Annotated in this window: 22 protein-coding genes; 7 read left to right on the top strand and 15 right to left on the bottom strand. The window is 63.8% G+C overall.

The features are described 5' to 3' along the window. Positions 1-37: 37 nt before the first annotated feature. Positions 38-1,333, bottom strand: a complete 1,296-nt coding sequence (locus tag CJU94_RS11790) for an MFS transporter (protein WP_095418836.1) — start codon at positions 1,331-1,333, stop codon at positions 38-40. 217 nt (positions 1,334-1,550) lie between these two features. Here CJU94_RS11790 and CJU94_RS11785 point away from each other — a divergent pair, with 217 nt between their 5' ends. Then, a complete protein-coding gene (locus tag CJU94_RS11785; RefSeq protein ID WP_095418835.1) occupies positions 1,551-2,249 on the top strand; it encodes a GntR family transcriptional regulator in 699 nt (232 codons plus the stop codon). Positions 2,250-2,395: 146 nt separating this feature from the next. Here the strand turns inward: CJU94_RS11785 and CJU94_RS11780 are convergent, their stop codons facing one another. The 11 genes from CJU94_RS11780 to CJU94_RS11730 form a co-directional block, all read right to left on the bottom strand. Next, complete coding sequence (locus CJU94_RS11780; protein WP_095418834.1) at positions 2,396-3,622, bottom strand: HlyD/EmrA/EmrK family protein; 1,227 nt, start codon at positions 3,620-3,622, stop codon at positions 2,396-2,398. Further along, the gene (locus tag CJU94_RS11775) at positions 3,623-5,155 is read right to left on the bottom strand and encodes an efflux transporter outer membrane subunit (RefSeq protein ID WP_244220821.1); all 1,533 of its coding nucleotides are present in this window, start codon (positions 5,153-5,155) and stop codon (positions 3,623-3,625) included. It abuts the gene before it with no gap. A gap of 8 nt (positions 5,156-5,163) precedes the next feature. Continuing rightward, complete coding sequence (locus tag CJU94_RS11770) at positions 5,164-6,150, bottom strand: glycosyltransferase family 2 protein (protein ID WP_095418833.1); 987 nt, start codon at positions 6,148-6,150, stop codon at positions 5,164-5,166. A gap of 10 nt (positions 6,151-6,160) precedes the next feature. After that, on the bottom strand, positions 6,161-7,735 hold the full coding sequence (locus CJU94_RS11765) for a DHA2 family efflux MFS transporter permease subunit (protein ID WP_244220956.1): 1,575 nt from the start codon (positions 7,733-7,735) through the stop codon (positions 6,161-6,163). A 56-nt stretch (positions 7,736-7,791) separates the two neighbouring features. Next, positions 7,792-9,123: a glycosyltransferase gene (locus tag CJU94_RS11760; protein ID WP_095418832.1), complete on the bottom strand. Its 1,332-nt coding sequence runs from the start codon at positions 9,121-9,123 to the stop codon at positions 7,792-7,794. A 10-nt stretch (positions 9,124-9,133) separates the two neighbouring features. Continuing rightward, positions 9,134-9,703 (bottom strand): methyltransferase family protein, encoded by a 570-nt coding sequence (locus tag CJU94_RS11755; RefSeq protein ID WP_095418831.1) that lies wholly within the window; start codon positions 9,701-9,703, stop codon positions 9,134-9,136. Positions 9,704-9,717: 14 nt separating this feature from the next. Beyond that, complete coding sequence (locus CJU94_RS11750; RefSeq protein WP_095418830.1) at positions 9,718-10,680, bottom strand: alpha/beta fold hydrolase; 963 nt, start codon at positions 10,678-10,680, stop codon at positions 9,718-9,720. A 426-nt stretch (positions 10,681-11,106) separates the two neighbouring features. After that, positions 11,107-12,276: an acetylornithine deacetylase gene (gene argE, locus CJU94_RS11745; protein WP_095418829.1), complete on the bottom strand. Its 1,170-nt coding sequence runs from the start codon at positions 12,274-12,276 to the stop codon at positions 11,107-11,109. Continuing rightward, complete coding sequence (locus CJU94_RS11740; RefSeq protein WP_095418828.1) at positions 12,269-12,946, bottom strand: DUF1028 domain-containing protein; 678 nt, start codon at positions 12,944-12,946, stop codon at positions 12,269-12,271. Before CJU94_RS11740 ends, argE begins: the two co-directional genes overlap by 8 nt. A 10-nt stretch (positions 12,947-12,956) precedes the next feature. After that, the gene (locus CJU94_RS11735; protein ID WP_095418827.1) at positions 12,957-13,394 is read right to left on the bottom strand and encodes a RidA family protein; all 438 of its coding nucleotides are present in this window, start codon (positions 13,392-13,394) and stop codon (positions 12,957-12,959) included. A 54-nt stretch (positions 13,395-13,448) separates the two neighbouring features. Continuing rightward, positions 13,449-14,798: a flavin-containing monooxygenase gene (locus CJU94_RS11730; RefSeq protein WP_095420311.1), complete on the bottom strand. Its 1,350-nt coding sequence runs from the start codon at positions 14,796-14,798 to the stop codon at positions 13,449-13,451. Between the two features lie 262 nt (positions 14,799-15,060). Here CJU94_RS11730 and CJU94_RS11725 point away from each other — a divergent pair, with 262 nt between their 5' ends. The 6 genes from CJU94_RS11725 (at position 15,061) to CJU94_RS11700 (ending at position 21,747) form a co-directional block, all read left to right on the top strand. Beyond that, on the top strand, positions 15,061-15,987 hold the full coding sequence (locus tag CJU94_RS11725; protein ID WP_095418826.1) for a LysR family transcriptional regulator: 927 nt from the start codon (positions 15,061-15,063) through the stop codon (positions 15,985-15,987). A gap of 182 nt (positions 15,988-16,169) precedes the next feature. Further along, positions 16,170-17,333 (top strand): SRPBCC family protein, encoded by a 1,164-nt coding sequence (locus CJU94_RS11720; RefSeq protein ID WP_095418825.1) that lies wholly within the window; start codon positions 16,170-16,172, stop codon positions 17,331-17,333. Between the two features lie 29 nt (positions 17,334-17,362). Continuing rightward, positions 17,363-18,544, top strand: a complete 1,182-nt coding sequence (locus CJU94_RS11715; protein ID WP_095418824.1) for an ABC transporter ATP-binding protein — start codon at positions 17,363-17,365, stop codon at positions 18,542-18,544. A 1-nt stretch (position 18,545) separates the two neighbouring features. Further along, positions 18,546-19,592, top strand: a complete 1,047-nt coding sequence (locus CJU94_RS11710; RefSeq protein ID WP_095418823.1) for an ABC transporter substrate-binding protein — start codon at positions 18,546-18,548, stop codon at positions 19,590-19,592. A gap of 37 nt (positions 19,593-19,629) precedes the next feature. Next, on the top strand, positions 19,630-20,883 hold the full coding sequence (locus CJU94_RS11705; protein ID WP_095418822.1) for an ABC transporter permease: 1,254 nt from the start codon (positions 19,630-19,632) through the stop codon (positions 20,881-20,883). 36 nt (positions 20,884-20,919) lie between these two features. Beyond that, positions 20,920-21,747 carry an ABC transporter permease gene (locus CJU94_RS11700; protein WP_095418821.1) on the top strand — a complete coding sequence of 276 codons (828 nt, stop codon included), beginning with the start codon at positions 20,920-20,922 and terminating at the stop codon, positions 21,745-21,747. A 179-nt stretch (positions 21,748-21,926) separates the two neighbouring features. On the opposite strand, the gene CJU94_RS11695 is transcribed toward CJU94_RS11700, so the two are convergent. The 3 genes from CJU94_RS11695 to CJU94_RS11685 form a co-directional block, all read right to left on the bottom strand. After that, positions 21,927-22,502, bottom strand: coding sequence for a TMEM175 family protein (locus tag CJU94_RS11695; protein WP_095418820.1), 576 nt, complete (start codon positions 22,500-22,502; stop codon positions 21,927-21,929). 122 nt (positions 22,503-22,624) lie between these two features. Beyond that, a complete protein-coding gene (locus CJU94_RS11690; protein WP_095418819.1) occupies positions 22,625-22,975 on the bottom strand; it encodes a cupin domain-containing protein in 351 nt (116 codons plus the stop codon). Positions 22,976-23,002: 27 nt separating this feature from the next. Further along, positions 23,003-24,403 carry an FAD-containing oxidoreductase gene (locus CJU94_RS11685; protein ID WP_095418818.1) on the bottom strand — a complete coding sequence of 467 codons (1,401 nt, stop codon included), beginning with the start codon at positions 24,401-24,403 and terminating at the stop codon, positions 23,003-23,005. Positions 24,404-24,533 lie beyond the last annotated feature (130 nt).

The following is a 24,533-nucleotide window of genomic DNA, read 5'->3' as shown; positions in this document are numbered from 1 at the left end:
AGTCTGTAATCAGTTGTTGAAGGTGAGAAAGCCCCGCTCAGACCGGCAGCTTGCGTTCGTAATCGATGAGCGCCGAACAGACGAAGAGCCCTACGCCTGCGGCGGCGAAAAACATCAAGGCCAGAAAGTAGGAGCCGGTCGTCTGAACGATCAGGCCAACAATGATCGGAACCAGAATTCCGCCGATATTGCCGCCAAGGTTCATCAGGCCGCCGAGAAAACCGATCTTGTTGCGCGTACCGAGGATGGACGGCAGGCACCAATAGAGACCGCACCAGCGCAGAAAGAACAAGGTGGATGCAAGCAGCACCACGACCGTCACCGGATTGCCGACATAAGCCACCGAGAAGATCGACACCGTGGCCGCTACGGCTGCTATGGCGAACAGGGTTCGCATCACGCGGTTGGGCGAGCCGCCGGCCGCCTTCCACTTGTCCGCGATCCATCCGCCGACAAGCTCACCCACGAAGCCGCTGAAGAAGATTGCGAAACTGGCTCCGCCCATCTGCTGGATATTGAACCCGTGCACCTTGTTCAGATAGTTCGGCATCCAGGTGAGCAACCCGTAGAACACGGAGTTAAAACACATCCAGCCGAAGAACATGCCCCACACCGAGCGGTACCGGAAAAAATCAAGGCTACGTCCGCTGGCATGAACGGGCTCGCTGCGGTGTTCCTCCTGCAGCGCCGCTTCGAGATAGTCGGCTTCGGCCTGATTGACTGCCGGATGCTCGCCCGGATTGTTTCGAATGTAGTACCAGGCAAATACACCGGCAAGCATGGTGCCCACCCCGGCTACCACGAACGAAGTGCGCCAGGATCCGAACTCGCTGATCAGCCCGGAGATGATGATCGCACCGAGCGCGGCGCCCAGCGGCGCGCCACCGTCAAGCAGCGTCGCCCCGCGGCCGCGTTCGTGGCGCGTCATCCACATTGCGTTGAGCTTGCCGCCGGCCGGATAGATCGGTGCTTCGGCGAGTCCCAACCCCAGCCGCGTGAGGATCAGCGCGGTGGCTGTCGAGCAGACTGCGGCAATGCCCTGAAAGAAGCCCCAGAACAAGGTAGCGCATGCAATCACGATACGCGGCTTGAAACGATCAGCCAGCATGCCCCCCGGAATCTGCATGAACGCGTAGGTCCAGAAGAACGAGCTCAGAATCAGGCCCTGCACAGCAGGGGCTATATGAAACTCCTTTGCGATCAGGGGCATGGCCACGGACAGCGAGGCCCTGTCCACATAGTTGATCGAAATGAGCATCAGCATGATCAGAAAGATTTTCCAGCGTACGCCGGTCCTGACCTCGGCCTGCACGGCGGTCTCTACGAATCGCATCTCTGTCTCCTCCGTCTTGCCTGAACATGGCATTCGGGTTTCAGTTTTGTAGCCGGGACCACTCCCGGTCCGGTGCGCTGCATGCGCCAGAGCAGTATATGATGCCTAATTATGAATTACAAGCGCTGTAAGTGCTTGAATTTTATACATATTTAATTTTGTGGAACATCGAACCAACCTGTAAGACAATTAAGCGAAACAGGAAAACAGGGACGGCATGGAGATGAAGTCATTAACGGCTGAGACACGCAAGCGCATCAGCCTGCGCGGCACGGGCATGTACGCCGCGATCGCCGAACAGTTGCGCGAGATGATTCTCGAAGGCGAATTGCCTCCCGGCGCGCATATCGACGAGAAAGCCCTGTGCGAGCAGTTCGACATTTCCAGAACGCCTTTGCGCGAGGCGCTCAAAACGCTGGTGACTGAAGGTCACGTGACACACCGGCAGCACATGGGTTTTCAGGTCGCGCCAATCAGCAAGGATGAGATAGGCGCGATCTTTGAAGTGCTGCATGGACTGGAAGAAACCGCGGGTCGACTTGCAGCGCAGCGTATTGACGACAAGCAGATGAGAGTGCTGCTGGAGCGCCATCGCACCATGGAGGCTTATCACCGCGAGGGCAAGCGCACGGCCTACTATCGCGCCAACCAGAAAGTGCATCAGCAGATCGTCGATGTGGCCGGCAATGCCGTGCTATCCGACCTGTACGCTTCGTTGATGAGCAAGATCCACCGCGCGCGAGGCGCGGCCAATGCCGATGTTCTGCGGTGGAGCGAGTCTCTTGGAGAACACGGTGCAATACTGGATGCGCTGTCGAGGCGCGACGGAGCATGCCTCGCCCGGTTACTACGCGAGCATTCGGAACATACGGCAGCGGAAGTGATGAAAGTGCTGCAGGCCACGAGCGGGAATTAGCGCAGGCGCCGGCCGGCGGGTCGATCACCCTGGCGCCATATCGGGCAAGCGCTTCCTCCCGGCTCCCGTTCCTGCAACCCGGCGCAGAATCCGGCTGCCCCGTGTGCGCGCTCGTAGCCAACAGCCTGCGAGCGCACCGCAATTCGCTATCTATCCCCTCCCCGCTCGCTATTCTCCCGAATAATTCTCTCGATCAACGCATCCGCATCACGCGCAACGTTGTCATGCACACGCGTGCTTTGCGTCGGCGCGGGCGTATCGTTGCCGATCAGTTGGCCACTGCGCACGTGCGTATCCACCGACACCTGCATCGACAATCCGAGCCGCAGCGGATGCGCGGCGAGATCGGCCGGGTCCAGCGAAATCACGATCGGCACACGCTGCACGACCTTGATCCAGTTACCGGCGGCGTTCTGCGGCGGCAGCATCGAAAACGCACTGCCGGTGCCCGCCGAAAAGCCCTCCACCCGCCCGCGATACACCACCTGCGAGCCATATACATCCGACACGATGCGCACCGCCTGCCCCACGCGCATGCCGCGGATCTGCCCTTCCTTGAAGTTGGCCTCGACCCACAGACGTTCGAGCGGAATGATCGACATCAGCGCGATACCCGGCCCGACCTGCTGGCCGATCTGCACCGAACGCTGCCCGACCGTGCCGTCGACGGGCGACACGATAGTCGTGCGCTGCAGATTGCGATAGGCGAGCCGCACTTGCGCGGCCGCTTGCAGAACAGGCGGGCTCGACTCGATCGGAAATTTGCCGCCGAGCGCGCGTGCGGCGTCCAGTTGAACCTGTGCCGAAGCCAGATTCGCCTGCGCAACGGCGACCGCTTCGCGCGCGCGCGCCAGTTCTTCCGGCGACACGACTTCGACCAACGCGTGGTCGCGCGCCGCCAACGCGCGCTGCGCCAACGCCAGCTCGGCGCGGCGCGCGTCGATGGATTGCACGTAGAGCTTGCGCGAGATCGTCGCGTTCGCCACCTGCCGCACCGCGAGCGTCAACTGTGCGCGCGCCTGTGCGAACGCCGCCGCCGCTTCGGCGTCGTCGAGTTTGACGAGCGGCTGCCCCGCGCGCACCTGGCGCGTGTTGTCCACCAGAATGTCGGTGACGGTACCCGGTATTTGCGCGGCAATCTGGACAATATTGCCGGCAACGTAAGCGTCGTCGGTCTCTTCGAAAAAGCGCGCACTCACCCCCCACCAGCTCAGCCACGCCGCGCCGGCAAGCGCCACCACGCCGAAGAAAATGCCGAAGCGGCGCCGGCGCGTCGCCCGGATGCGATTGCGCTCGCCGAGCGCCGCGCTTGCCGCGTTGACCCGTTCCTCGGTCCAGCCGGCGGCGTCATGTGCCTGTTTATCGTTGTGCATTCAATCGAAGTGCGTATCCGTAATGCGCGCGTGAGAGGGAAAAGAAGTCTGATCATGCGAAATCGGCGCGCCGGCCACCTTGCGCTCGTCGAAGCCGCCACCGAGCGCGCCGACCAGCGCAACCTGCAACAGCCTGCGGCGGCCCTGCAAATCGACCTGCTGTGCGCGTTCATCGAGCAACGAGAGGTCGGCGAGCGTCACGTCCTTCTGCATGCCGATACCACGCCGGTGCCGCTCTTCGGCAATCGCGACGATGCGTGTGGCCGCCTCCACCGCGCGGCTCTGCTCGTTCGTGAGCGTGTCCACCGTGCGCAATGAAGCGAGCTGGCGCGCGACCTCGCCGAGCGCTTCGTCGACGGTCTTGTTGTAGAGGCTCACCGAAGCGTCGACGTTCGCATAGTCGCCACCCAGTTGTGCGCGCAAGCGGTTGCGGTCGAACACCGGCAGCGAGATCGCCGGGCCGATCGAGCCGGTCATCGCCGCGCGCGAGAACAGCGCGGCAGGCGTCAACGCAGTCAAACCGGCGAATGCGACGAGATTCACGTCGGGATAGAACTGCGCGCGCGTGGCGTCGACATTGGCGAGCGCGGCTTCGGCCCGCAACCGCGCCGCCACGATATCCGGGCGGCGGCCCAGCAGATCCACCGGCAGATGCGCCGGCAGCGGAGCATCTGCCGCCGCAGCCAGTTGCGGTCGATGCAGCGACAAACCGCGCTCCGGCCCGCGCCCGCTCATCACGCCGATCTGCAACTCGGTCAAGGTGATGCGCTCGTCGTTGAGCGTCTGTTGCGCGGCGAGCCGGCTTTGCTTGAGCGCCGCGTCCGCGGCGTCGTAGGCGTTATCGAGGCCGCGCGCGCTACGTTCGCGCAACACTGCATCGACCTGCTCGGCCGCCTGCTGCTTCTGCCGCAGAATGTCCCGCATCGCGTACGCGCGATCGAGTTCGCAGTAGAGCGTCACCATCGCGACCGTCAGCGTGAGCCGCACCTGCTCCGCGTCGATCCGTGCCGCGTCGCGCGTCGACAGCAACCCGCGCGAGAGCGCCGCATTCTTGCCCCACAGATCGAGTTGATAGCTTAGACCCGCGAGCAGCGCGGCCGGCGACACCGTCGGATCGTTGAACACCTGCACCGGAATCTGCTGGCCGCCAACCGACACGTTGGCCACATCCGCGGGTTGCGGCAAGCGGGTCTTGCTCACGGTCGCGAGCGCCGTGCCGGTGAGGCCGGTCAGTGACGCGAACTGTTCGAGCTGCGCCTGCGCGGCGCCCACGCGTGCCTTGGCGATCTGCAGGTCCGGGTTGTTCTGCAGGGCTTCGGCAAGCAACTCGTCGAGCTGCGAATCGCGATAGCGCCTGACCCAATCGGGCGTGGGCCACGCGCCCGTCGCGCCCGAACCGGCGGTTTGCGCGAGCGCATCGGCGGATGGCTTGCGAGGCTGCACGTTCGCGTGCAGGCCGGCATCGCTGACGCAGCCGCTCAGCGCCGCTGCAATCAGCAGCAAGGGCCACGAATGGCGCATGAACCATCGCATCGACTGCCTCATGAATGGTGCGTGCGAGGCATCGCACCTTCGGTCGCGGCCGGCGCATTCACGCCGACCGGCCCGGCCGTTTTAGCCGCGAGGCGCGGGCGGGTCCGCGCGAGCGGCCCCATCCGCACGAACAATCCATCGATCAAACCGAGTGCAATCGCATTCAGCTTGCCGAGCTTGTGTTTTTCCAGCAGCACGATCTGGACGATTTGCCACAACGTAAGCAGATTCGGCACGAACGCGACCGGCAGACGCATTCCATATTGGAACGCCAATTGCATGCCGTTACGCGCGCTGTAGTAGCGCCGGAATGCAGGGTGATTCATCGTCGTCAACTCGAAGGGCCCCCATTGATGGCGCCGCCGCGTACCGATCCGATGCGACAACACCAGCGACGGCACCACGTATATCGGTACATTGCTCAACAACGCACGCAGGCAATACTCGGTGTCCACATGATCGATAAACAACGATTCGTCGAACCGGCCAAGACGCGCGAACGCTTCGCGCGAAATCACACAACCGGACGAGATCAGGAACGCGCAGCGCTGCACGCTGAGGTCCGCGCGCAACGACAGTCTTTCGACACCGAGACCGCTGGTCGCCAGTTCCGGCAGGAAGCGCTGATCGTTTTCATCGAAGATGCGCGGGCCGGCAAGGAACGCACCGCCGCTTAGCGACGCACACCGGTCGCGCATCACGTCGAAATAGCCGGCCGGCGCGTCGGAATCCTGATCGAATAGCGCGACGGCATCCGCGCCCCGCTCGAATAGCGCGCTCAGACCGCCATTGAAAGCGCCGGCAATACCGTGGCGATTGCCGTGATGCAGCACCTCGATCCCTGCTTCGCGCAGCATCCGGGCCGCGCGGCTGTCCGGCTGCGGGGAATTGTCGACCACCAGCAGACAGTCGCACTCCGCATGCATCGCCACGGCTCGCGCCAACTGCGTCTCGCTCGGGTGGAACAGGATGACCAACGCGCCCAGCATCGTCATGTCGATTTCCTCAGTGACCTGGTGTCATCGCGGCGCCGCGTTTGGGGCGCGTCAGCCACATCATCGCGGCGAGCACGAGGCAGGTGACGCTCGCCATGTAGAACATGTCGCCGGTCGCCATCATGTACGCCTGTTGCTGCACGATATGATGCAGCGTGCTCAGTTCGCGCGCGCCGTCGATGCCCATGCCGTGCAGGATCTGAACGAAGCGCTGCGTGTTGCCGGAGGACTTCGCCACCGACTGCGCGACCACGTCGTAGTGATACAGCGCGCGGTTGTCCCACAGCGTCACGCTCATCGCCGTGCCGAACGCGGCCGACAGCGTGCGCAGAAAGTTCGACAGACTGGAGGCCGCGGCGAGCTTGTCGTCGGACACGCGCGACAGCGTCGCGGCGGTCAGCGGAATAAAGAAGCATGGCAAGCCGATACCCTGAATCAGGCCGGGCGTGATGATCTGGGTAAAGGTCATCGTCAGCGTGAAGTGCGCGTCCCACCACAGCACGCCCGCAAAGATCAGAAAGCCGAACGTGGCGAGCACGCGCGCGTCGAAACGCGCGGAAAAGATCCCGACGAGAATCGAGAACACCAGCGCGAGCACGCCGAGCGGAGCCGTGGCGAGCCCGGCCTGATACGCGGTGTAGCCCATCACGGCCTGGAGCCACAACGGGAAGATCACGCCGACTACGGAGAAACTCATCATCCCGAGCGAAATGATCAACACGCAGAACGAGAACGTGCGGTCGCGAAACAGACTGAGGTCGATCACCGGATCCTTCTCGCCCGCCTCCCAGATCAGCAGCGACACGATCGCGAGCGCGGCGACGATGGCGAGCGTCAGGATGAGCGGCGAGTCGAACCAGCCGCGGTCGTGACCGAGATCGAGCACCGCCTGCAGCGAACCGACGCCCACGATCAGCAGCACGATGCCCGGCAAGTCGACCGGCGCGGCCGTCGCACCGTGCGCGTCACGGGTATCGGCACGCAGCAGTGTCGTGCACACCGCGAACGAAAAGATGCCGATCGGCAAATTGATCAGGAAGATCCAGGGCCACGAGAAGCTGTCGATGATCCAGCCGCCGACCACCGGCCCCAGGATCGGCGCGAGCAGCACGGTCATCGCCCACAGCGCCAGGGCCACGACGCGCTTATCGGGTGGAAACGTGCGCAACAGGATGGTTTGCGAGAGCGGCACCATCGGCCCGGAAAAGAGGCCCTGCAATGCGCGGCACACCACCAGCACATGAAAGTCGCCGGCCACGCCGCAAAGCAGCGAGGTCAGCGTGAACAGGATCACGGCCGCGAGAAAGAGGCGCGTTTCGCCGAGCCGTCGCGATAGCCAGCCGGTCAACGGCACGGCGATCGCGGCGGCGACCGAGTACGAACTGATCACCCACGTGCCCTGGCTGTTGGACACGCCAAGGCCGCCGGAAATGGCCGGGACCGCGACGTTGGTCACTGTCGAGTCGAGCACCTCGATGAAGGTCGCGAGCGAGAGCGCGAAGGTCAGCAACGCGAGGCGGGCGCCGCGCATGGTTTGCTCGTTGTGCTCGTTGTGCTCGTTGTGTTTTTCGCGCCCGCGGTCCATGCCGGGGCGCACATCATGGCTTGCGTCGCCGCGCTCCGGCAGTCGCGCCGCGGTGCTCATACGCTCTGCCCGCTAAGCGACAACGTGGTCGACAACGCGCGAACATCGCCTTGTTGCCGCAGGTGCGACTGCATGAAACCCTCGATCACGCGCGCCGCCGCTTCGCATCCATTCGGTGATGTTGCAAGCCGGTCGTATATGCGCCCGCACTGCGTCGCTATCGACGGATTGCCGAGCACCTGCCTGAGCGCGCGCGTCAAAGTCCGCGCCTCGACGGGGCCGTCGAGCCGAACCCCGCAACCACTCGCGACGACGCGCCGCGCATTATCGAACTGATCGTGTGCGAACGGCGTCACCACTTGCGGAATACCGGCGGCATAGGCCAGCGCCGCCGTGCCGATGCCGCCGTGATGCACCAATGCGCGACAACGCGGCAACAGGGTTTGCAGCGGCACATAGCGGCGCTCGATCAGCATGGGCAACGAAATCGCCTCATCCTCAGCGGCGCGATGCTCGATTGTCGCGTCGGGCCGCAACAGAATGCCGCGCAGTCCGCTCTCCCGCAGCGTGTCGCGCACCGCTCGCCCATAACGCGCCTGATCGATCAACGTCGAGCCCGCCGTGAACACCACGGGCCGTTCGCCCGCGGCGAGAAAAGCATCGAGTTGCGGATCGGGCGCGCGCTCAAGCGTGTCGTTGAAGAGCGGAAAACCGCTCATGCGATACGGAGCCGGCCAGTCGGGCTGGGGCCGCGCGAACCAGTCGGGAAAAAGACATAGCACGCCATCGGTCGAATGCAACCATTTGCCGACGATGCGCGTGGCCGGTGCGAGCCCCAGTTCCTCGCGCAGCGCGTTCAGCGCCGGACCGCACACCTTGTCGAGCGCGTACCGTTCGATCGCACGCATCAGCGCCACCTTCACCGCGAGCGGCAAGCGCCGTGGAATGGTCAGCCGCGGATGGGTCGGCGGAGCGTGCGCGGAGAGCAGGGTCGACGGCGACACCTGAACCGACACGAACGGCACGTGGTATAGCTCCTGCATCAGCCGCGCGGAAAAGGCCCATAACGTGCCCACCAGCACGGTGTCTTGCGTGGTCAAGGATGCCAGGGTGTCGAAATGCGCCCGCAGGGTTGGCGCTATGACCGCCCACAAGGTGCGAAACGATGTGCGCGGATGCCACAGCGCCGGGTTCTCCATGGCCTGCGCGTATTGCGCGGCCGTGCCGATCGGCACGAACGTGAAGCCGCGGTGCGTCGCCGCTTGCGCGAACGGCGCATGCGTGCAGAACACGATCTCGTGTCCGCGCGACGCGAGTTCCGCGCCGATGCCGAGCAGCGGATGCACGTCGCCCGCGGAGCCGATCGCCGTAATGATGACTCGCGTCATGCCCGGCAGCTCAGAAGAGACCCGGGATCAACGCGGCCACGTCGCGGCGATACTGCGAATAGGCCCGGCCGAAGTGCCCGGTCAGCCAGCTCTCTTCGATCCGCACCTTGTATGCGAGCGAAGCGAAAATCAGCAGCAGCCCGAGCGCGCCGCGCCATTGCATGCCGATCAGCACCGCGCCTGCGAGCGCCAGCAGACAGCCGGTATAGATAGGATGCCGTACGAGCCCATACGGGCCGCTGCGCACCAGTTCGTGATCTTCCTTCAGCGTGACCGACACGCTCCAGTTGGTGCCCAGATGCAAGCGCGCCCACACGGAAAACGCGAGGCCGGCAAGCAGCACGGCAAAGCCGGCGTATTGCAGCGCACCGATCGAATGCGAGTCGAAGGACCACGCCGCGGCATTGAATTCCGGCAGCACGATCAACGCGCCGCCGGCGATCAACGGAATCGACTGCAAGGTGCGCGATACGGACGCCTCTTTGCGCGCGGTCTCCTTGACCCGGTTCGACGTGGCGATCCAATACAGCAGCCACAGTGTCCACGGTGCGACGATGGCAATGCTCTGAGCGATATTCACGGTAGTTCGGCCTGTTAGAACGAGTGATCGGCGGCGGCCTGCAGCGCCGGGGCGGCAATGTTCGCGATGGCGGGTTCGGGCGCGAGCGGGAGTGACGCGCGGCCGCTCAGCGCGTCGAAGCAGTCGAGCGCGCGCACGGGTTGTTGAACCGGCGCGGCGCCGAAGTAATCGAGAATCGACGCGCGCACCTGACGCAGCGCGGCGCGCCCTTCCAGATCGAGGAAATGGCCGGCCTGCTCGATGGTCGCGAACTCGGCGCGCTTCAGATGAAGGCTGAGCGAGCGGACATCGTCAGGCGTGGTGTAATCATCGAGCTCGCCGTTGATGAACTTCAGCCCGCAGTCGATATTGCGGAATTCGTGCAGATACTGCTCGGGTCGAATCGCCAGAATCTGGTCGACATGAAACGCCACCTGGTGCTGCTCGTCGCGCGGCAGCGTCGACAGATAGCGGTAGTTGTAGAGCTTCATGATCCGCGGCAGATGACGGCCAACGGTGTCGTTGAGCAGCTGCGCGGCCTTCAGGTTTTCGCCCGCCGCGATGTAGTCGCGCGCCGCGGTTACGTAGGCCGTCATGGGCTCGTTGAGCAGCGGCGAGAACGACGCAATGACGGCGCGGCGCACGCTCGTGCGCGCTCGCGAGAGCGCGAGCAACGACGCCACGCCGCCCCACGAAACCGACAACAGGAAGCCCGGCTCGAATAGGCCGATCAGATGCAACAGAATGTCGACTTCATCGTCTTTGGTGAGAATGAAGCCGCATTCGTTATGCGCTTTCGATTGTCCCGCATAGGGCAAATCGAAACAAATCGGGTTATAGCGCTCGCCGAGGTATTTGATTGTCTGTCCAAACGACGCCGTGGTGGCTAACGCGCCGTTGATCAGAATGACACTCTCGAAGGCCGGATCGAATACGTGGCGTTCAACGTAGACTTTCAGGCCCGCGGGTAGCGGAACAAGGAGTTTTTCGATGGGCATGGCGTATTCGCATGCACTTGCGCAAGGCAAATGCGTACCGATACCGCGTCCGCTCCTGCGGACGCTTTGCGGCCGTACTACCGTGGATCAGGCCCATGCGACTTGCCTTTACGCCGGCAAATCCGATCCGCGACGGCCGCTGCTGCACCGAACGCATGCATCACCGGACGTGATGCCTGCCCGCTCCCCGCAGCGCCCCGGAACTCGGGTTCGCTTCAATCGAGCGTTCGATGCCTCGTGATATTTCTTATATTTAATTGAAAAGCATTGATTCAACCGCTACTACGCGTCATTCGTCGACACCAGTGTTGCCGCTTTGCGTGAAGCCATGATGTCAACATACGATAACGGAATGCTTTTTAACATGTTTCAAAAACAAAAGCCAAAAAAATCATTGAGTCGATGTTCGAATCGGGAAGTGAAATATTATTGAAAGGATGTGGTCGAGAGGTAGTCCGCGAGGCGAGTCAGCATCGCATCGCAATCGCGCAATTGCTCGACAGTGACAAACTCGTCAGGCTTATGTCCCTGGTCCATGCTGCCCGGTCCGCAGACTACCGTGGGAATGCCGGCCTGTTCGAAAAGGCCGCCCTCGGTGCCGAACGCGACCGTGCCGAATTCGGTGGAACCGCTCAGCAGCGCGAGAAGACGCGCCGCGTCGCTATCGGGCGAAGTGGCCAATCCCGGATAAGCGGACAGCGGCTGAAGGCGAATCTCGGTGTCGGACTTCACGGCGCGCATCTTCGGCAGCAACTCGGCTTCGGCGTAGGTCTGCAACTGGTCGGCTACCTTGTGGGCGTTAAAGCCAGGCAGCGCGCGCACTTCGAAGTCGAACTCGCATTCCGCCGGCACGATGTTCAGCGCACGGCCACCTTTGATCACACCGGTCTGCACGGTCGAGAACGGCGGATCGAAGCGCTCGTCGTGATGCTCGGGCTGCGCCAGTTGCTCGCCGATCTCTTCCAGATGGCCTATCATCCGCGCCGCGTATTGAATGGCATTGACGCCATAAGGCGCGTAAGCCGAATGGCAAGGCGCGCCTTTCACGTGACAACGCATGGCCAGCTTGCCCTTGTGACCCAGCACCGGCTTGAGCTCGGTGGGCTCGCCGATGAGACACAGCGCGGGCTTGTGCGGGCGCCGCTCCAGCTCCGCCAGCATTGGCCGCACGCCGAGGCAGCCCACTTCCTCGTCGTACGAAAACGCGAGGTGCACCGGCAGCGTCAGCTCGCGCTCGACAAACATGGGCACCGCCGCCAGCACCGACGCGATGAAGCCCTTCATGTCGGCCGTGCCGCGGCCATAGAGCCGCCCATCCCGCTCGGTAAGACGGAATGCGTCGACGGTCCACGCCTGGCCGTCCACCGGCACCACGTCGGTGTGGCCGGACAGCACGACGCCGCCTCGCTCACGCGGACCGATGGTGGCGAACAGATTCGCCTTGGTGCGCTCGGCGTTATAGAACAGCTCGCTCTCGACGCCGAGTTCCCCGAGGTAATCCCGAATGAATTCGATCATCTCCAGATTGGAGTCGCGGCTGACCGTGGCGAAGCTGATCAGCCGTTCGAGCAGCGCGCGGCTGGATCGGTCATTCATTGCCCGGCACCCCGTAGCTGGGGGCGGCCGTCGGATTCAACGCCCGCGTAATGTAGTCCTGCATCTGCGGCCGATACGCCTGCCACAGGCTGTCGAGCTGACCGATGGGATCGTCGTCCGCCCAGTCGACCCGCAAATCCACGATCGGCCAGCTCTGCTCGCCCACGGTCTTGAGCGCCGCCGAATGCACGGGCCCCGCTTCGCCGCCGGCTGCCATCGCGGCATGCATGGCCGCGAGCAGGCGCTCGGCGAGTGTGCCGGATGCCTGCTCGAACGCCGGAACCATCGCCTCGATCACTTCGACGCCGGCGAGCATATTGCCCGCCGCCACGCATTGCTTGCCGGCGACAGCGTGATACGTGCCCAGCGCTTGCTTGCCGCTGAAAAAGGCCGTACGGCCCTGGCTGTCCACCACCGTCACCTGCCTGTACTCGCTCCATTCGCTCCCGCCGAGCGCGCGTTCCAATGCCGCGGCCGGATCCAATGATCCGTTCTCCAGAAGATCGAGAACCCGCGGGCCGAGAGCCGGCAGCGTGACGTTCTGAGTCGCGACCGCGCCCACGCCCGCGCGCACCCAGGGGCATCGAGCGCCCACCGCGATGCTGGACGAACTGATCGCGATGCCAAGCTGTCCGGATTCAGCACACCGTCCGACGATAGAAAATGTCATGTCCCGCTCCTTAGGCCGACGGCGGCGTCCATCCATCGGGAATGACCGCCACCACATCGATCTCCATCAACCACTGCGGCTGACCCAGTGCGACCACCACGAGGCCGGTAGAAATGGGAAACACGCCCTTCAGCCACTTTCCGACTTCCTGATAGACCGGCTCGCGGTAGCGGATGTCGGTCAGGAACGTCGTCGTCTTGACGATATGCGACAAGTCGCTGCCCGCCTCCGCGAGCAGTTGCTTGACGTTTTTCATCGCCTGTTCGGCCTGAGCACGCGGATCGCCGAGGCCGATCAGGCGCCCGTCGAAGTCCGTGCCCACCTGGCCGCGCACATAGACGGTGTTGCCGGCGCGCACGGCCTGACAAAGGTCGTTATCGAGCGTCTGGTTCGGATAGGTATCCTTCGTGTTGAACATGCGGATACGGGTGTGCGTGGGTTGGCTCATCAATGCACCTCAATACTGGGGAGAAAGGGATCGCGGATTAAAGACGCGTACAGATCAATTCACGCCCATCACGCTGAGTTTGCGAACGCGTGAATCGGCGGATGGGTTTTCGGCGCCGCCCTCGCCGGGGCTTTGTGCATCGCGCTGCGGGCCGTCGTAGTAAGCGAGATACTTGCGCTGCGTAACGATATGATCGGCGATATGCTTCGCGTCGTGCCATACGCCCCAGATGAACGCGGAACCACGGCGCGACAGCCACGGCAAACCGAGAAAATAGATGCCCGGTTCCTTCGAGACGCCGCGCTGATGTTTCGGCTTGCCCTTTTCATCGAAAGCATCGACGTTCAACCAGTTGAAGTCGAGTGCATAGCCGGTTGCCCAGACAATCGACGTCACGCCGGCTTTCGCCAGATCGAGATCGTGCAGCGGATGGGTCACGCATTCCGGATCCTCGGGAATGATGCGGGCTTCAGGCTCGTCGGGAAGATTGAGGCCGTTGCGGGCGGCATAGGCGTCGGCCGCGTCGAGCAGCGACAGATAGTTCTCGTCGCCGCGCGCGATGTTCTCCGCGAGATCCGTTTCGAAGATCGCCACGCCGTTCTCGAACGACTTCGTCAGTCCGACGAGCGTGATGCCCTGATGCGCGAGTCGCCGGAAGTCCACCGTATGGCCGCCGCGCGCGCCGCTCACCGCAATGGTGACGTGTTCCCTGCCGGGCTTCATGACCTCCGCGTCCCATTCGCCGAGCACGCCCAGCCACCAGCAGAAGTCGCGGCCGCGATAGGCGCGCGGCGGACGATCGTGCGCCCCGACCGACAGATAGACGCGCCTGCCCGCACGCTGCAGTTCGTCGGCGATCTGCACGCCCGACGATCCGGCACCCACCACCAGCACGCCGCCATCGGGCAATTGGTCGGGATTGCGATACTCGGCGGAATGAATCTGCGTGAGACTCGAATCTCGCGGCGCGATCGGCGGAATCACGGGGCGCTGGAACGGTCCGGTCGCGACGACCACGCGATTGGCCTCGATCGTGCCCTTCGACGTTTCGACGGTGAAGCCCGGCCGCCCTGCATTGCGCACGACGCTCCTGACTTCCACGCCGGTGCGGATCGGTGCATCGAACTTCTTCGCATAGGCGACGAAATAATCCGCGACCTGCTCTTTCGGCGCGAAACCGTCAGGGTCGACATCGGCAAACTCGAGGTTGGGGAAACGATCGTGCCATGCGGGGCCGTTGGCAACCAGCGAATCCCAACGTCCCGTGCGCCAGCGCTCGGCGATACGATCGCGCTCCAGGACGAGGTGCGGCACGCCGAGCCTGCTCAGGTGTTCGCTCATGGCGACGCCGGCCTGACCGGCGCCGACCACCAGCGTGTCGATTGACGTTGTTTCCACTGTCATGGCTGTGTCCTTCTGAAAGGCGGAATGTTTCGAATCGGTTGCGGCCTCGCGGCCTTCGAACGCTCGCAACCGTGGCGGATCCAATCGTGTTTTCCGATGGCGCGTACCGCCGTGGGCCGTTCGTGCTCGTGAAAATCTACGCGTCCATACCGAATCTGAAAAATATATTTAAAAAATGCATAGCATTGGATTTTCCTATGCATGCCTTTTTGACCGCCTCACAATCCTCTTCATTGGAGACCCTGAACATGGAGCGTCGTCGATGGAGAGTCACGCCTTGCGCTATTCGTTGCGCCAGTTGCGTTATTTCGTGGTCACTGCGGAAGCGCTGTCCTTCACCGCCGCCGCCAGGCGTCTGCACATCTCGCAGCCGTCGATCTCGACCGCGCTCGCGGACCTCGAAGTGTCGTTCGGCGTGCAACTCTTCATACGGCATCACGCGAGCGGGCTCTCGCTCACGCAGGCGGGACGCGATCTGCTTGGGCAAGCGCGCAATCTGCTGAAGATCGCGGAAGAACTGCAGATGGCCGCCAAGGAAATGGACGGCGGCATGACGGGCGCCATCACGCTCGGCTGCCTCGTCTCGCTCGCGCCGCCGCTCATGCCGAGGCTGATCAGCCGCTTCACGAGCGAGCACACGGGCATCTCGTTTCGCACGGTCGAAGCGCATCAGGATGGTCTCCTGCGCGGCCTGCACGACGGTTCACTCGATATCGCCCTCACCTATAGCCTCGACTTGACTGAGGATATCGCCTTCACGCCGCTGCTGTCGCTGCCGCCATATGCGATCCTGCCGAGGACGCATCGCCTCGCACGCGCTCGCAAGGTATCGCTCGCCGACTTGCTGCCCGAGCCGTATGTGATGCTCGATCTCCCGCACAGCCGCGAATATTTCGCCGCGCTCTTCGATGCGGTGGGCAACCGTCCCGTGCCCGCGTTCCGTTCATCGCAGCCGGAGGTCGTGCGCGGCATGGTGGCCAACGGTCTCGGCTATAGCCTGCTCAACTTCCCGCTCAAATCGACTCGCACCGTGGATGGGGAAGAGTTCGTCATTAAACGCTTCAAAGACAACGTCAACGCGACAATGCTCGGCATTGCCCAATCACGCACGATGAAACCGCGCCAGGTCGTGCATCGCTTCGCGTCGTTCTGCGAGACGTATATCCGGCGGCTGCACCTCGACGATTGAGCGGCGCAGCGCGCTTGCCCGGTTCGAGCCGGTACTCGCTGCATAGGTAAAAACTTTGCTTTGTATCTAAAAACAATATTTTGGCTTGCAATTTGGCTTGATAGATTGATGCCCATGTTGAGCGCTACGCCATCGAGCCTCGTGCCGGCGCGCTCGTCCCGTGATGAATCCAGGAGGATACCGTGGCCAACCCTGCAGCGACGATTGAAGTGCAAGCGCTTGTCGACCAACTGCAGGCAGGTTGCGAACGGCCATTCAGCGACGCGCATGCGATGCCGCCCGGTGTCTATACGTCGGCTGATTTCCTCGCGCTGGAAGAGTGCACGATCTTTCAGCGCGAATGGCAATGCGTTGGCCGCGCGAGTGTGCTCAAAGCGCCCGGCGACTACCTGAGCACGCGTATCGGCGTGCAACCCATCGTCATTCTGCGCGACGACCAGATGCGGCTCAAGGCGATGTCGAATGTGTGCCTGCATCGCATGTCGGTGCTGCTCGAAGGACGCGGCAACGTGCGTCGCATCGTCTGCCCGTATCACGCATGGAACTATTCGCTGGACGGCGCGCTGCAAGGCGCGCCGCTCATGGACCGGCAAGAGGGCTTCTGCAAGGAGGCCTACAAGCTGCCCGCCGTGCGTTGCGAAGAATGGCAAGGCTGGCTCTACGTGACACTCGACGAAAGCGCGCCGCCCGTTCACCTGCAGCTCGCCAAACTGGACGAACTCGTCGGCGCGTACGGCATGTCGGACTACATTGAAACCTTCTATGAAGAGCACGTGTGGGACACGAACTGGAAGATCCTCGCGGAAAACTTCATGGAGAGCTATCACCTGCCGATGCTGCATCGCGCGACGGTGGGACCGCATTCGCGGCTCGATGAAATGGAATGCCCGCCGGGCCACCCCGCCTTCAACTATCACTGGATCACCAAGGAAGCGAGCTTGCCCATCGGCAATGCGCATCCGGACAACACGCGTCTCACTGGGCACTGGCGCAAGACCACTGCGCTGCTCGCGATCTACCCGACGCACCTCGTCACGCTCACGCCCGGCTACTTCTGGTATCTCGTGTTGCAGCCGCAAGGCGTGGGGCGCGTGCATATCCGCTTCGGCGGCGGGCTCGCGCCGGAGTTCATTGCGGATCCCGCGGCCAACGCGCACATGACGACCTTGAAAAAGCTGCTCGACGAAGTGAATGCCGAAGACAAACGCGGCGTGGAAGCGGTCTTTCGCGGTGTGCACGCACCGCTCGCGAGACCCGGCCACCTGAGCCATCTCGAACGCCCGAACTACGATTTCGCGCGCTACCTTGCGAGCAAAGTCGCCGCGGCGACGCTCGGCGCGCCTTGAACCCGCTTGACCGACAGGACGCAATCACGATGTCAAACCCTTCCTTCATTTCGTTCTCGGGCGTGAGCAAAACGTATGACGGCACGCAAAATGTCGTCGACGATTTGAACCTCGACGTGCGCAAGGGAGAATTCCTGTCGCTGCTCGGCCCGTCCGGCTCGGGCAAGACGACCACGCTGATGATGCTGGCGGGATTCGAATCGCCCACGCACGGCGAGATCCGCCTGGATGGCCGCCGGCTCGACGACAAGCCGCCGCATCAACGCGACATCGGCATGGTGTTTCAGAACTACGCGCTCTTTCCCCATCTGACGATTGCGGAGAACGTCGCGTTTCCGCTTTCCGTGCGGCACGTCAGCCGCGCCGAGCAGAAGACACGCGTGAAGCGCGCGCTCGAAATGATCGAGTTGCCGCATCTGGCGAACCGGCGCCCCGTGCAGCTCTCGGGCGGACAGCAGCAGCGCGTGGCGCTCGCCCGCGCGCTCGTGTTCGAGCCGAGCGTCGTGCTGATGGACGAGCCGCTCGGCGCGCTCGACAAGCGCCTGCGCGAAACCATGCAGTACGAAATCATGCGCCTGCATCGCGAGCTGTCGCTCACGATCGTCTATGTGACGCACGATCAGGCCGAAGCGCTGACCATGTCCGATCGCGTCGCCGTATTCTCCGACGGACGCATCCAGCAAGCCGCGACGCCGAGCGAACTCTATGAGAACGCGCAAAACGCCTTCGTCGCCAACTTCGTGGGTGAGAACAACGGGCTGAACGGGCGCGTCGTCAACGTGGGCGACGGTTGGGCAACGCTTGCGCTGTCGGACGGCAGCGTCATTCGCGGCCGTTGCGAACCCGGCCTGCGCGCGGGCGACGAAGCGATGCTCGCACTGCGCCCTGAACGCGCGCACATCCCGAGCGCGGAAGGCACACACATCGACGAGCACAGCAACGTGGTGCGCGCGCGCGTCGAGGAACTGGTGTATTGCGGCGATCACCATCGCGTCCACCTGAAGCTCGGTTCGCGCGATTCCCTCGTCGTGAAAGTGCCCAACACGCAGCGCCACGCGCTGCCTTCGCCGGGCAACGAAATCGACATTGCGTGGCGCCACGACGACTGCAAGATTCTCGCGGCAAGCGCGCCCCGCAGCGCGCCCGCGCTCCACGTATCCACACCGCCGTCACCTTCCATCATCACAACAGCAGCCGCAGGAGCCAACTGATATGCGCACCCTCATCAAAGCACAATGCGCCGCACTCGCCGCACTCGCCTTCGCCACTGTGACCACCCAGGCCGCGGAGACGCTCTCCGTCGTGACCTTCGGGGGCGCGTACGAAGCGGCCGCGAAGAAGGCCTATTTCGAACCGTTCACGCAGGCCACCGGCATCGGCTTTTCGACTGAATCGTACGACGGCGGCCTCGCCAAGCTCTCCGCGATGGAGCAGGCGAAGAACACCACGTGGGACCTGATCGACCTCGAAACGAACGACGCGATCACCGCCTGCGACGAAGGCCTGCTGCAGAAGTTCGACAAGAAGTCGCTCGGCAAGACGAGCGACTTCATTCCCGGCTCGATCAGCGATTGCGCGGTCGCCAGCATGGTCTGGTCCACGGTGTACGCGTACGACGCGAGCAAGCTGAAGACCGCGCCGACCACCGTCAACGACTTCTTCGACCTGCAGAAATTCCCCGGCAAGCGCGGCCTGCGCAAGTCGCCGAAGGTGTCGATGGAATGGGCGCTGATCGCCGACGGCGTCGATCCCAAGGATGTCTACAAGGTGCTCGGCACGCCCGCGGGCGTGGATCGCGCGTTCAAGAAACTCGACACGATCAAGAAGAGCATCGTGTGGTGGGAGTCGGGTGCGCAGGCGCCGCAATTGCTCGCGGACGGCGCGGTGGTGATGACGCAGGCCTACAACGGCCGTATCGACGACGCGGCGAAGAAGGACAACAAGCCGTTCAAGGCCGTCTGGGACGCGCAGGTCTACGACTTCGACTGGTGGGGCGTGCCGACGGGCGCCAAGCATGCCGACGCCGCCGCGAAATTCATCGTCTCCGCGTCGCAGCCGAAGGCGTATGCGGACCTCTCGAAGTACATCGCCTATGCGCCGCCGCGCAAGGACGCGATCGCGCTCGTCGACAAGCAGCGCCTCGCCGATCTGCCGACTTCACCGCAGAACTTCAAGCGCGCGCTGCAGATCAACGCAAGCTTCTGGGCCGACAACGCGGACCAGATCAACAAGCGCTTCCAGGTCTGGCTGACGCAGTAATCCCATCGTCCGACGAGAGCCCAACTTGACTACCAGCATGCCCGCCCCGGCCCGCGCCAAAGCCCTGGGCTCTCCGACGAGAGCCGATGGCGGCGCGTCATTTCAGAAGGCGCGTCGCCGCGCGTCGGTGCGGGCGCTGCTGCTCGCGCTGCCGCTCATCGTGTTCCTCGTGTCGACGTTCATCGCACCGATCGCGCTGCTGCTCGCGCGCAGCGTGCAGAACCACGAAATGTCGAGCAGCATGCCCGCGCTGAGCCGCGCGCTCGACGCGTGGGACGGCCGCGGCGTGCCGGACGAACACACCTTCGCCCTGCTCGCTTTGGGCCTCAAGAAAGCGCAGCAGAGCGGACAACTCGGCACTGTCGCGCGGCGGCTGAACTTCGAGCAGGCTGAATTCCGCAGCCTGTTGATGCGCACCGCGCGCCAGCTTCCCGCGGATGCGCCGCCCGCGTGGAAACCGGCGCTGGTCGAACTCGACGAACGCTGGAATTCGCCAGAGACCTGGCGTCTGCTCAAGCGCGCCGCCGCCTCGCCGACGCCGGACTATCTGCTCGCCGCCGTCGATGCGCAAGTCACGCCGCAAGGCTCGGTCGCGTTCGTGCCGGATAACGCCTCGATCTACCGGCAAGCGTTCGTGCGCACGATCTCGATCAGCGCCACGGTCACGCTGCTGTGCCTCGTGCTCGGCTATCCGGTGGCGTGGCTGCTCGCGAACCTGCCCGCGAAAAGCAGCAACCGCCTGATGCTCTTCGTGATCGTGCCGTTCTGGACCTCGCTGCTCGTACGCACGACCGCGTGGTACGTGCTGCTGCAACCAGGCGGCGTCATCAACAGCCTGCTGACGGGTCTGGGTCTCGCCACGCATCCGCTGCCGCTCATCTTCAACCGAACCGGCGTGCTCATCGGCATGACGCACGTGCTGCTGCCCTACATGATTCTGGCGATCTACTCGGTGATGAAAAGCGTGTCGCCCGTCTATGTGCGGGCCGCGCAATCGCTCGGCGCGCATCCGTTCACCGCGTTCGTGCGCGTCTACATACCGCAGACGCTGCCGGGCGTGGGCGCCGGCTGCTTCCTCGTGTTCGTGCTCGCGCTCGGCTACTACATCACGCCCGCGCTGCTCGGCGGCGCAGGCGACGAGATGATCAGCCAGCTCATCGCGATCCAGACCAACACGCAGCTCAACTGGGGACTCGCCGGCGCACTCTCGGCCTATCTGGTGATTTTCACGGCGATCTTCTATTTCCTGTTCAACCGCATCGTCGGTATCGACCGCTTGCGCTTTGGTTAAGCGCGGTCGCACACGCGCACACGACGAAGGAACGACATGCAAGACAAACGCAACAAGGTGCTGACGGAGCGCATCGCCACGCGCTGGGTGCGGCTGCATAGCGCGCTCGTGCTGTTCTTTCTGATCGCACCGATTCTCGCCATCATCCCGCTTTCGTTCAATTCGGGCTCGTACTTCTCGTACCCGATGCAGGGCTTTTCGTTTCGCTGGTATGAGCAGGCGCTCACGAGCGCGGACTGGCAACGCTCGCTGCTGAACAGCATCGGCATCGGCGCGGCGTCCACCTTGATCGCCACCTGTCTCGGCACGCTTGCCGCGCTGGGCCTTTCTCGCGCGCAGTTTCCGCTGCGCTCGCTGATCATGCCGATCATCATTTCGCCGATGATCGTGCCGATCGTCGTGGTCGCGGCGGGCTTCTATCTGATCTTCGCGCCGCTTGGCCTTGTGAACTCGTATCCCGGCGTGGTGCTCGCGCACGCGGCGCTCGGCACGCCATTCGTGGTGATCACCGTGACGGCCTCGCTGCTGTCGTTCGATCAGAGTCTGTTGCGCGCCGCTTCCGGGCTGGGCGCGACGCCCTGGGTCACGTTCCGGCGCGTCACGCTGCCGCTCATCATGCCGGCGGTCGCGACCGGCAGCGTGTTCGCCTTTGCGACCTCGTTCGATGAAGTGATCGTCATTCTGTTCATTGGCGGCCCGGATCAAACCACCGTGCCGCGGCGGATGTGGAGCGGTATTCGTGACTCGATCGACCCGTCGATCCTTGCCGTGGCGACCATGCTGATCGTATTCGCCGTGCTGCTCTTCGCGAGCATCAACTGGCTGCGCGGCCGCGCGGCCGCGGCCAGCAGCGCGCTCACCTGATGCGCGGGGCCGCCCGGCGCCCGGCCTCGCGACCCTGGCATCGCTCGCGGACCGCGCTCCCGCAGACGGGTCGAAGTGGGTGTGATTGCCTCGCGCCGTTTCGATTCGACTCGCGCTTTGAGCGAGGCACTCATGGCCCGAAAGTCACGCCCGCACGCGCTTGAACGCAAGCGGGCCGCTCAGGCTTCCAGCACGTGCTCGATGCGCCGGTCCGGCACCAGCCACCACGCGGCGGCGAGCGTATAGAGCGCGGCCGAACCCCACGGCACGACAAACGCCAGCGCGATACCCGCCAGATAGATCACGACCGAGACCTTGCCTTTGAAGTCGTTGCCGACGGCTCGGGCGAGGGTCGAGTCCTTGCCGTGCTCGCGGATCAGCACGCGCATCAGGATGAAATACGCGATCGCCGACATGAACAGCACCACGCCGTACATGGCGGTCGGCCAGGACGCCAGATGGTTTTCGCCGACCCAATGCGTCACGGCCGGCAGCAGCGACAGCCAGAACAGCAGATGGAGGTTGGCCCATAGCACCGCGCCGTTGACCTTCTGCACCGCATGGAACATGTGATGATGATTGTTCCAGTAGATGCCCACGTAAATAAAGCTCAGCACGTACGCGCAGAACACCGGAAGCACCGGACGCAGCGCCGCGAGGTCGAAGCCTTCCGGCACCTTCAACTCGAGCACCATGATGGTGATGATGATGGCGATCACGCCATCGCTGAAGGCTTCGACACGTCCTTTGCCCATCGCTTGGGTTCCCTGATGATGATGAATACGGTTGCGCGCAAGGCTCGCCCGCGCCGCTGCCGATTATCCGCGAAGCCGTGACGATTTGTCGATCCGACCGAAAACGGCCGGCGTGCGATGGGTCAGCGGGAGGCGTCGTCCGGGTAATAGACGGCGAGCCACACGCTCGGCTCCCTGTCGCTCGTCCATGCTACCCGATGCCGGCAATGCGCTTCGATCAGCACGTGGTCGCCGGGCTTCATCGGGTGCGGCGCGGCCTCGCCTTCGAATTCGAGCGCGGCCGCCCCGCTCAGCAGCACGACCCACTCGGCGCGAGGACTGTCGTACCAGAAGCCCGGCGCGCTGGCGTGCCCCATCGAGACGATCCGCTCGATGCTCACGCCGCCCTGCTCCACCAGGGTGTCGATCCGCTCGTCGCCGCCCACCGATGCGCCGGGCTCGAATAGATTGCCGCTTCTGAACGCGCGCTTCATCGTGCTTCCTCCGCTGGGCCGCGTCGTTTAATTCATGGGCTTGAGGCCGTCGAGCAAGGTGGGCACCAGTTCGCTGATGGTCGGATGAATATGCATGGCGTACTGCAAGGTCGGATACGGCGCGCCCGCCGTCATGATGTCGATGAACGTATGAATTGCCTCATCGCCTTCAATGCCGTGAATCGCCGCTCCGAGAATCCGCTTGCTCTGTTTGTCCACCATCACCTTCATGAAGCCGTCGGTCTCGCCGCGTTCGCGCGCGCGGCCCACGCGCGTCATCGGCATGGTGGCGATCAGCGCATCGCGGCCCGCTTTGCGCACCTCGGCCTCCGAGGCGCCGACGCGCGCAAGCGGCGGATCGACGAACACCGCATACGCCATGATCCGCGTGTCCACACTACGCGCGCCGCCGTCGAGCAGATTGGCCGCGACGATCTGGAAGTCGTCGTAAGAGGTGTGGGTAAAAGCGCCGCGCCCGTTGACGTCGCCGATCGCCCAGACGCCCGGCACGTTGGTGCGCAACTGGCCGTCCACCGGGATCGTGCCGTGCTTGTCCGTGGCGATGCCGGCGGCCGCGAGACCGAGGTCGTCGGTGTTCGGCTCACGGCCGGTCGCGAACAGCAAGTGCGACGCTTCCAGCGCGGGAATGTTCTGCTCGAAGCCGATACACAATTCGTCCGGATGATGCGGATGCGGTTCGACCCGCGACGGCTGCACGCCGAAGCGAAATTCCACCCCTTCGCGCGCCAGCACCTTCTGCACGGAGTCGGCGAAGTCGGCGTCCTCGCGGGTGAGCACGCGTTCGCCGCGCACCAGCACGGTCACGCGGCTGCCGAAGCGGCGAAAGATCTGCGCGAATTCGAGCGCGATATAACTCGCACCGACGATCACGAGATGACCCGGCAATTCCGTCAGTTCGAGCAGGCTGGAATTGGTGTAGTACGGAATCCGCTCGAGACCATGCAGCGGCGGCACGACGGCGCGCGTGCCGGTATTGATGAAGATTTCGTCGGCGCTGATCTCGTCGAGCAACGTGCCGTCCGGCCCGCTGATAGAGAGCGCATGAGGCCCCGTGAAGCGCGCGTGGCCGTTGAACACGCTCACGTTCTTCGTGCCGCGCAGCCATTTCTCGACGCCGTCGCGCGACTGCCCGATGATCCTGTCCTTACGCACCTTGACCGCGGTCAGATCGACGCTGATTGCGCCGCTCACCTGCACGCCGAGTTCCGCGCAATGACGCGCGACATGCGCCGCGCGAGCGCTGGCCACATACGATTTGGTGGGTGTGCAGCCGACGTTCACGCAGGTGCCGCCAAAGGCCGCGCGCTCGATGACCGCGGTTTTGCGGCCGCTTTGACCAAGACGCACCGCAAGCGGCGCGCCGCCTTGTCCCGTACCGATTACGACTGCATCGAAGCGCTGTGGCATGGCAACTCTCCGGAGGCTGGGGTGCACGTCGTAGCATCTTACGCCCAGCGTCCCGAATCACCATGCTGCATTGCCAATTGCCGATCAGGCGCCGATCGCCCTCGCGGGTCGCCTGTCGCCGCGCGTGAGG

The organism is Paraburkholderia aromaticivorans, from assembly GCF_002278075.1.
Classification (GTDB): domain Bacteria; phylum Pseudomonadota; class Gammaproteobacteria; order Burkholderiales; family Burkholderiaceae; genus Paraburkholderia; species Paraburkholderia aromaticivorans.
Note: the sequence above shows the minus strand (reverse complement) of the source record. Positions and strands in the feature narration are given on the sequence as shown.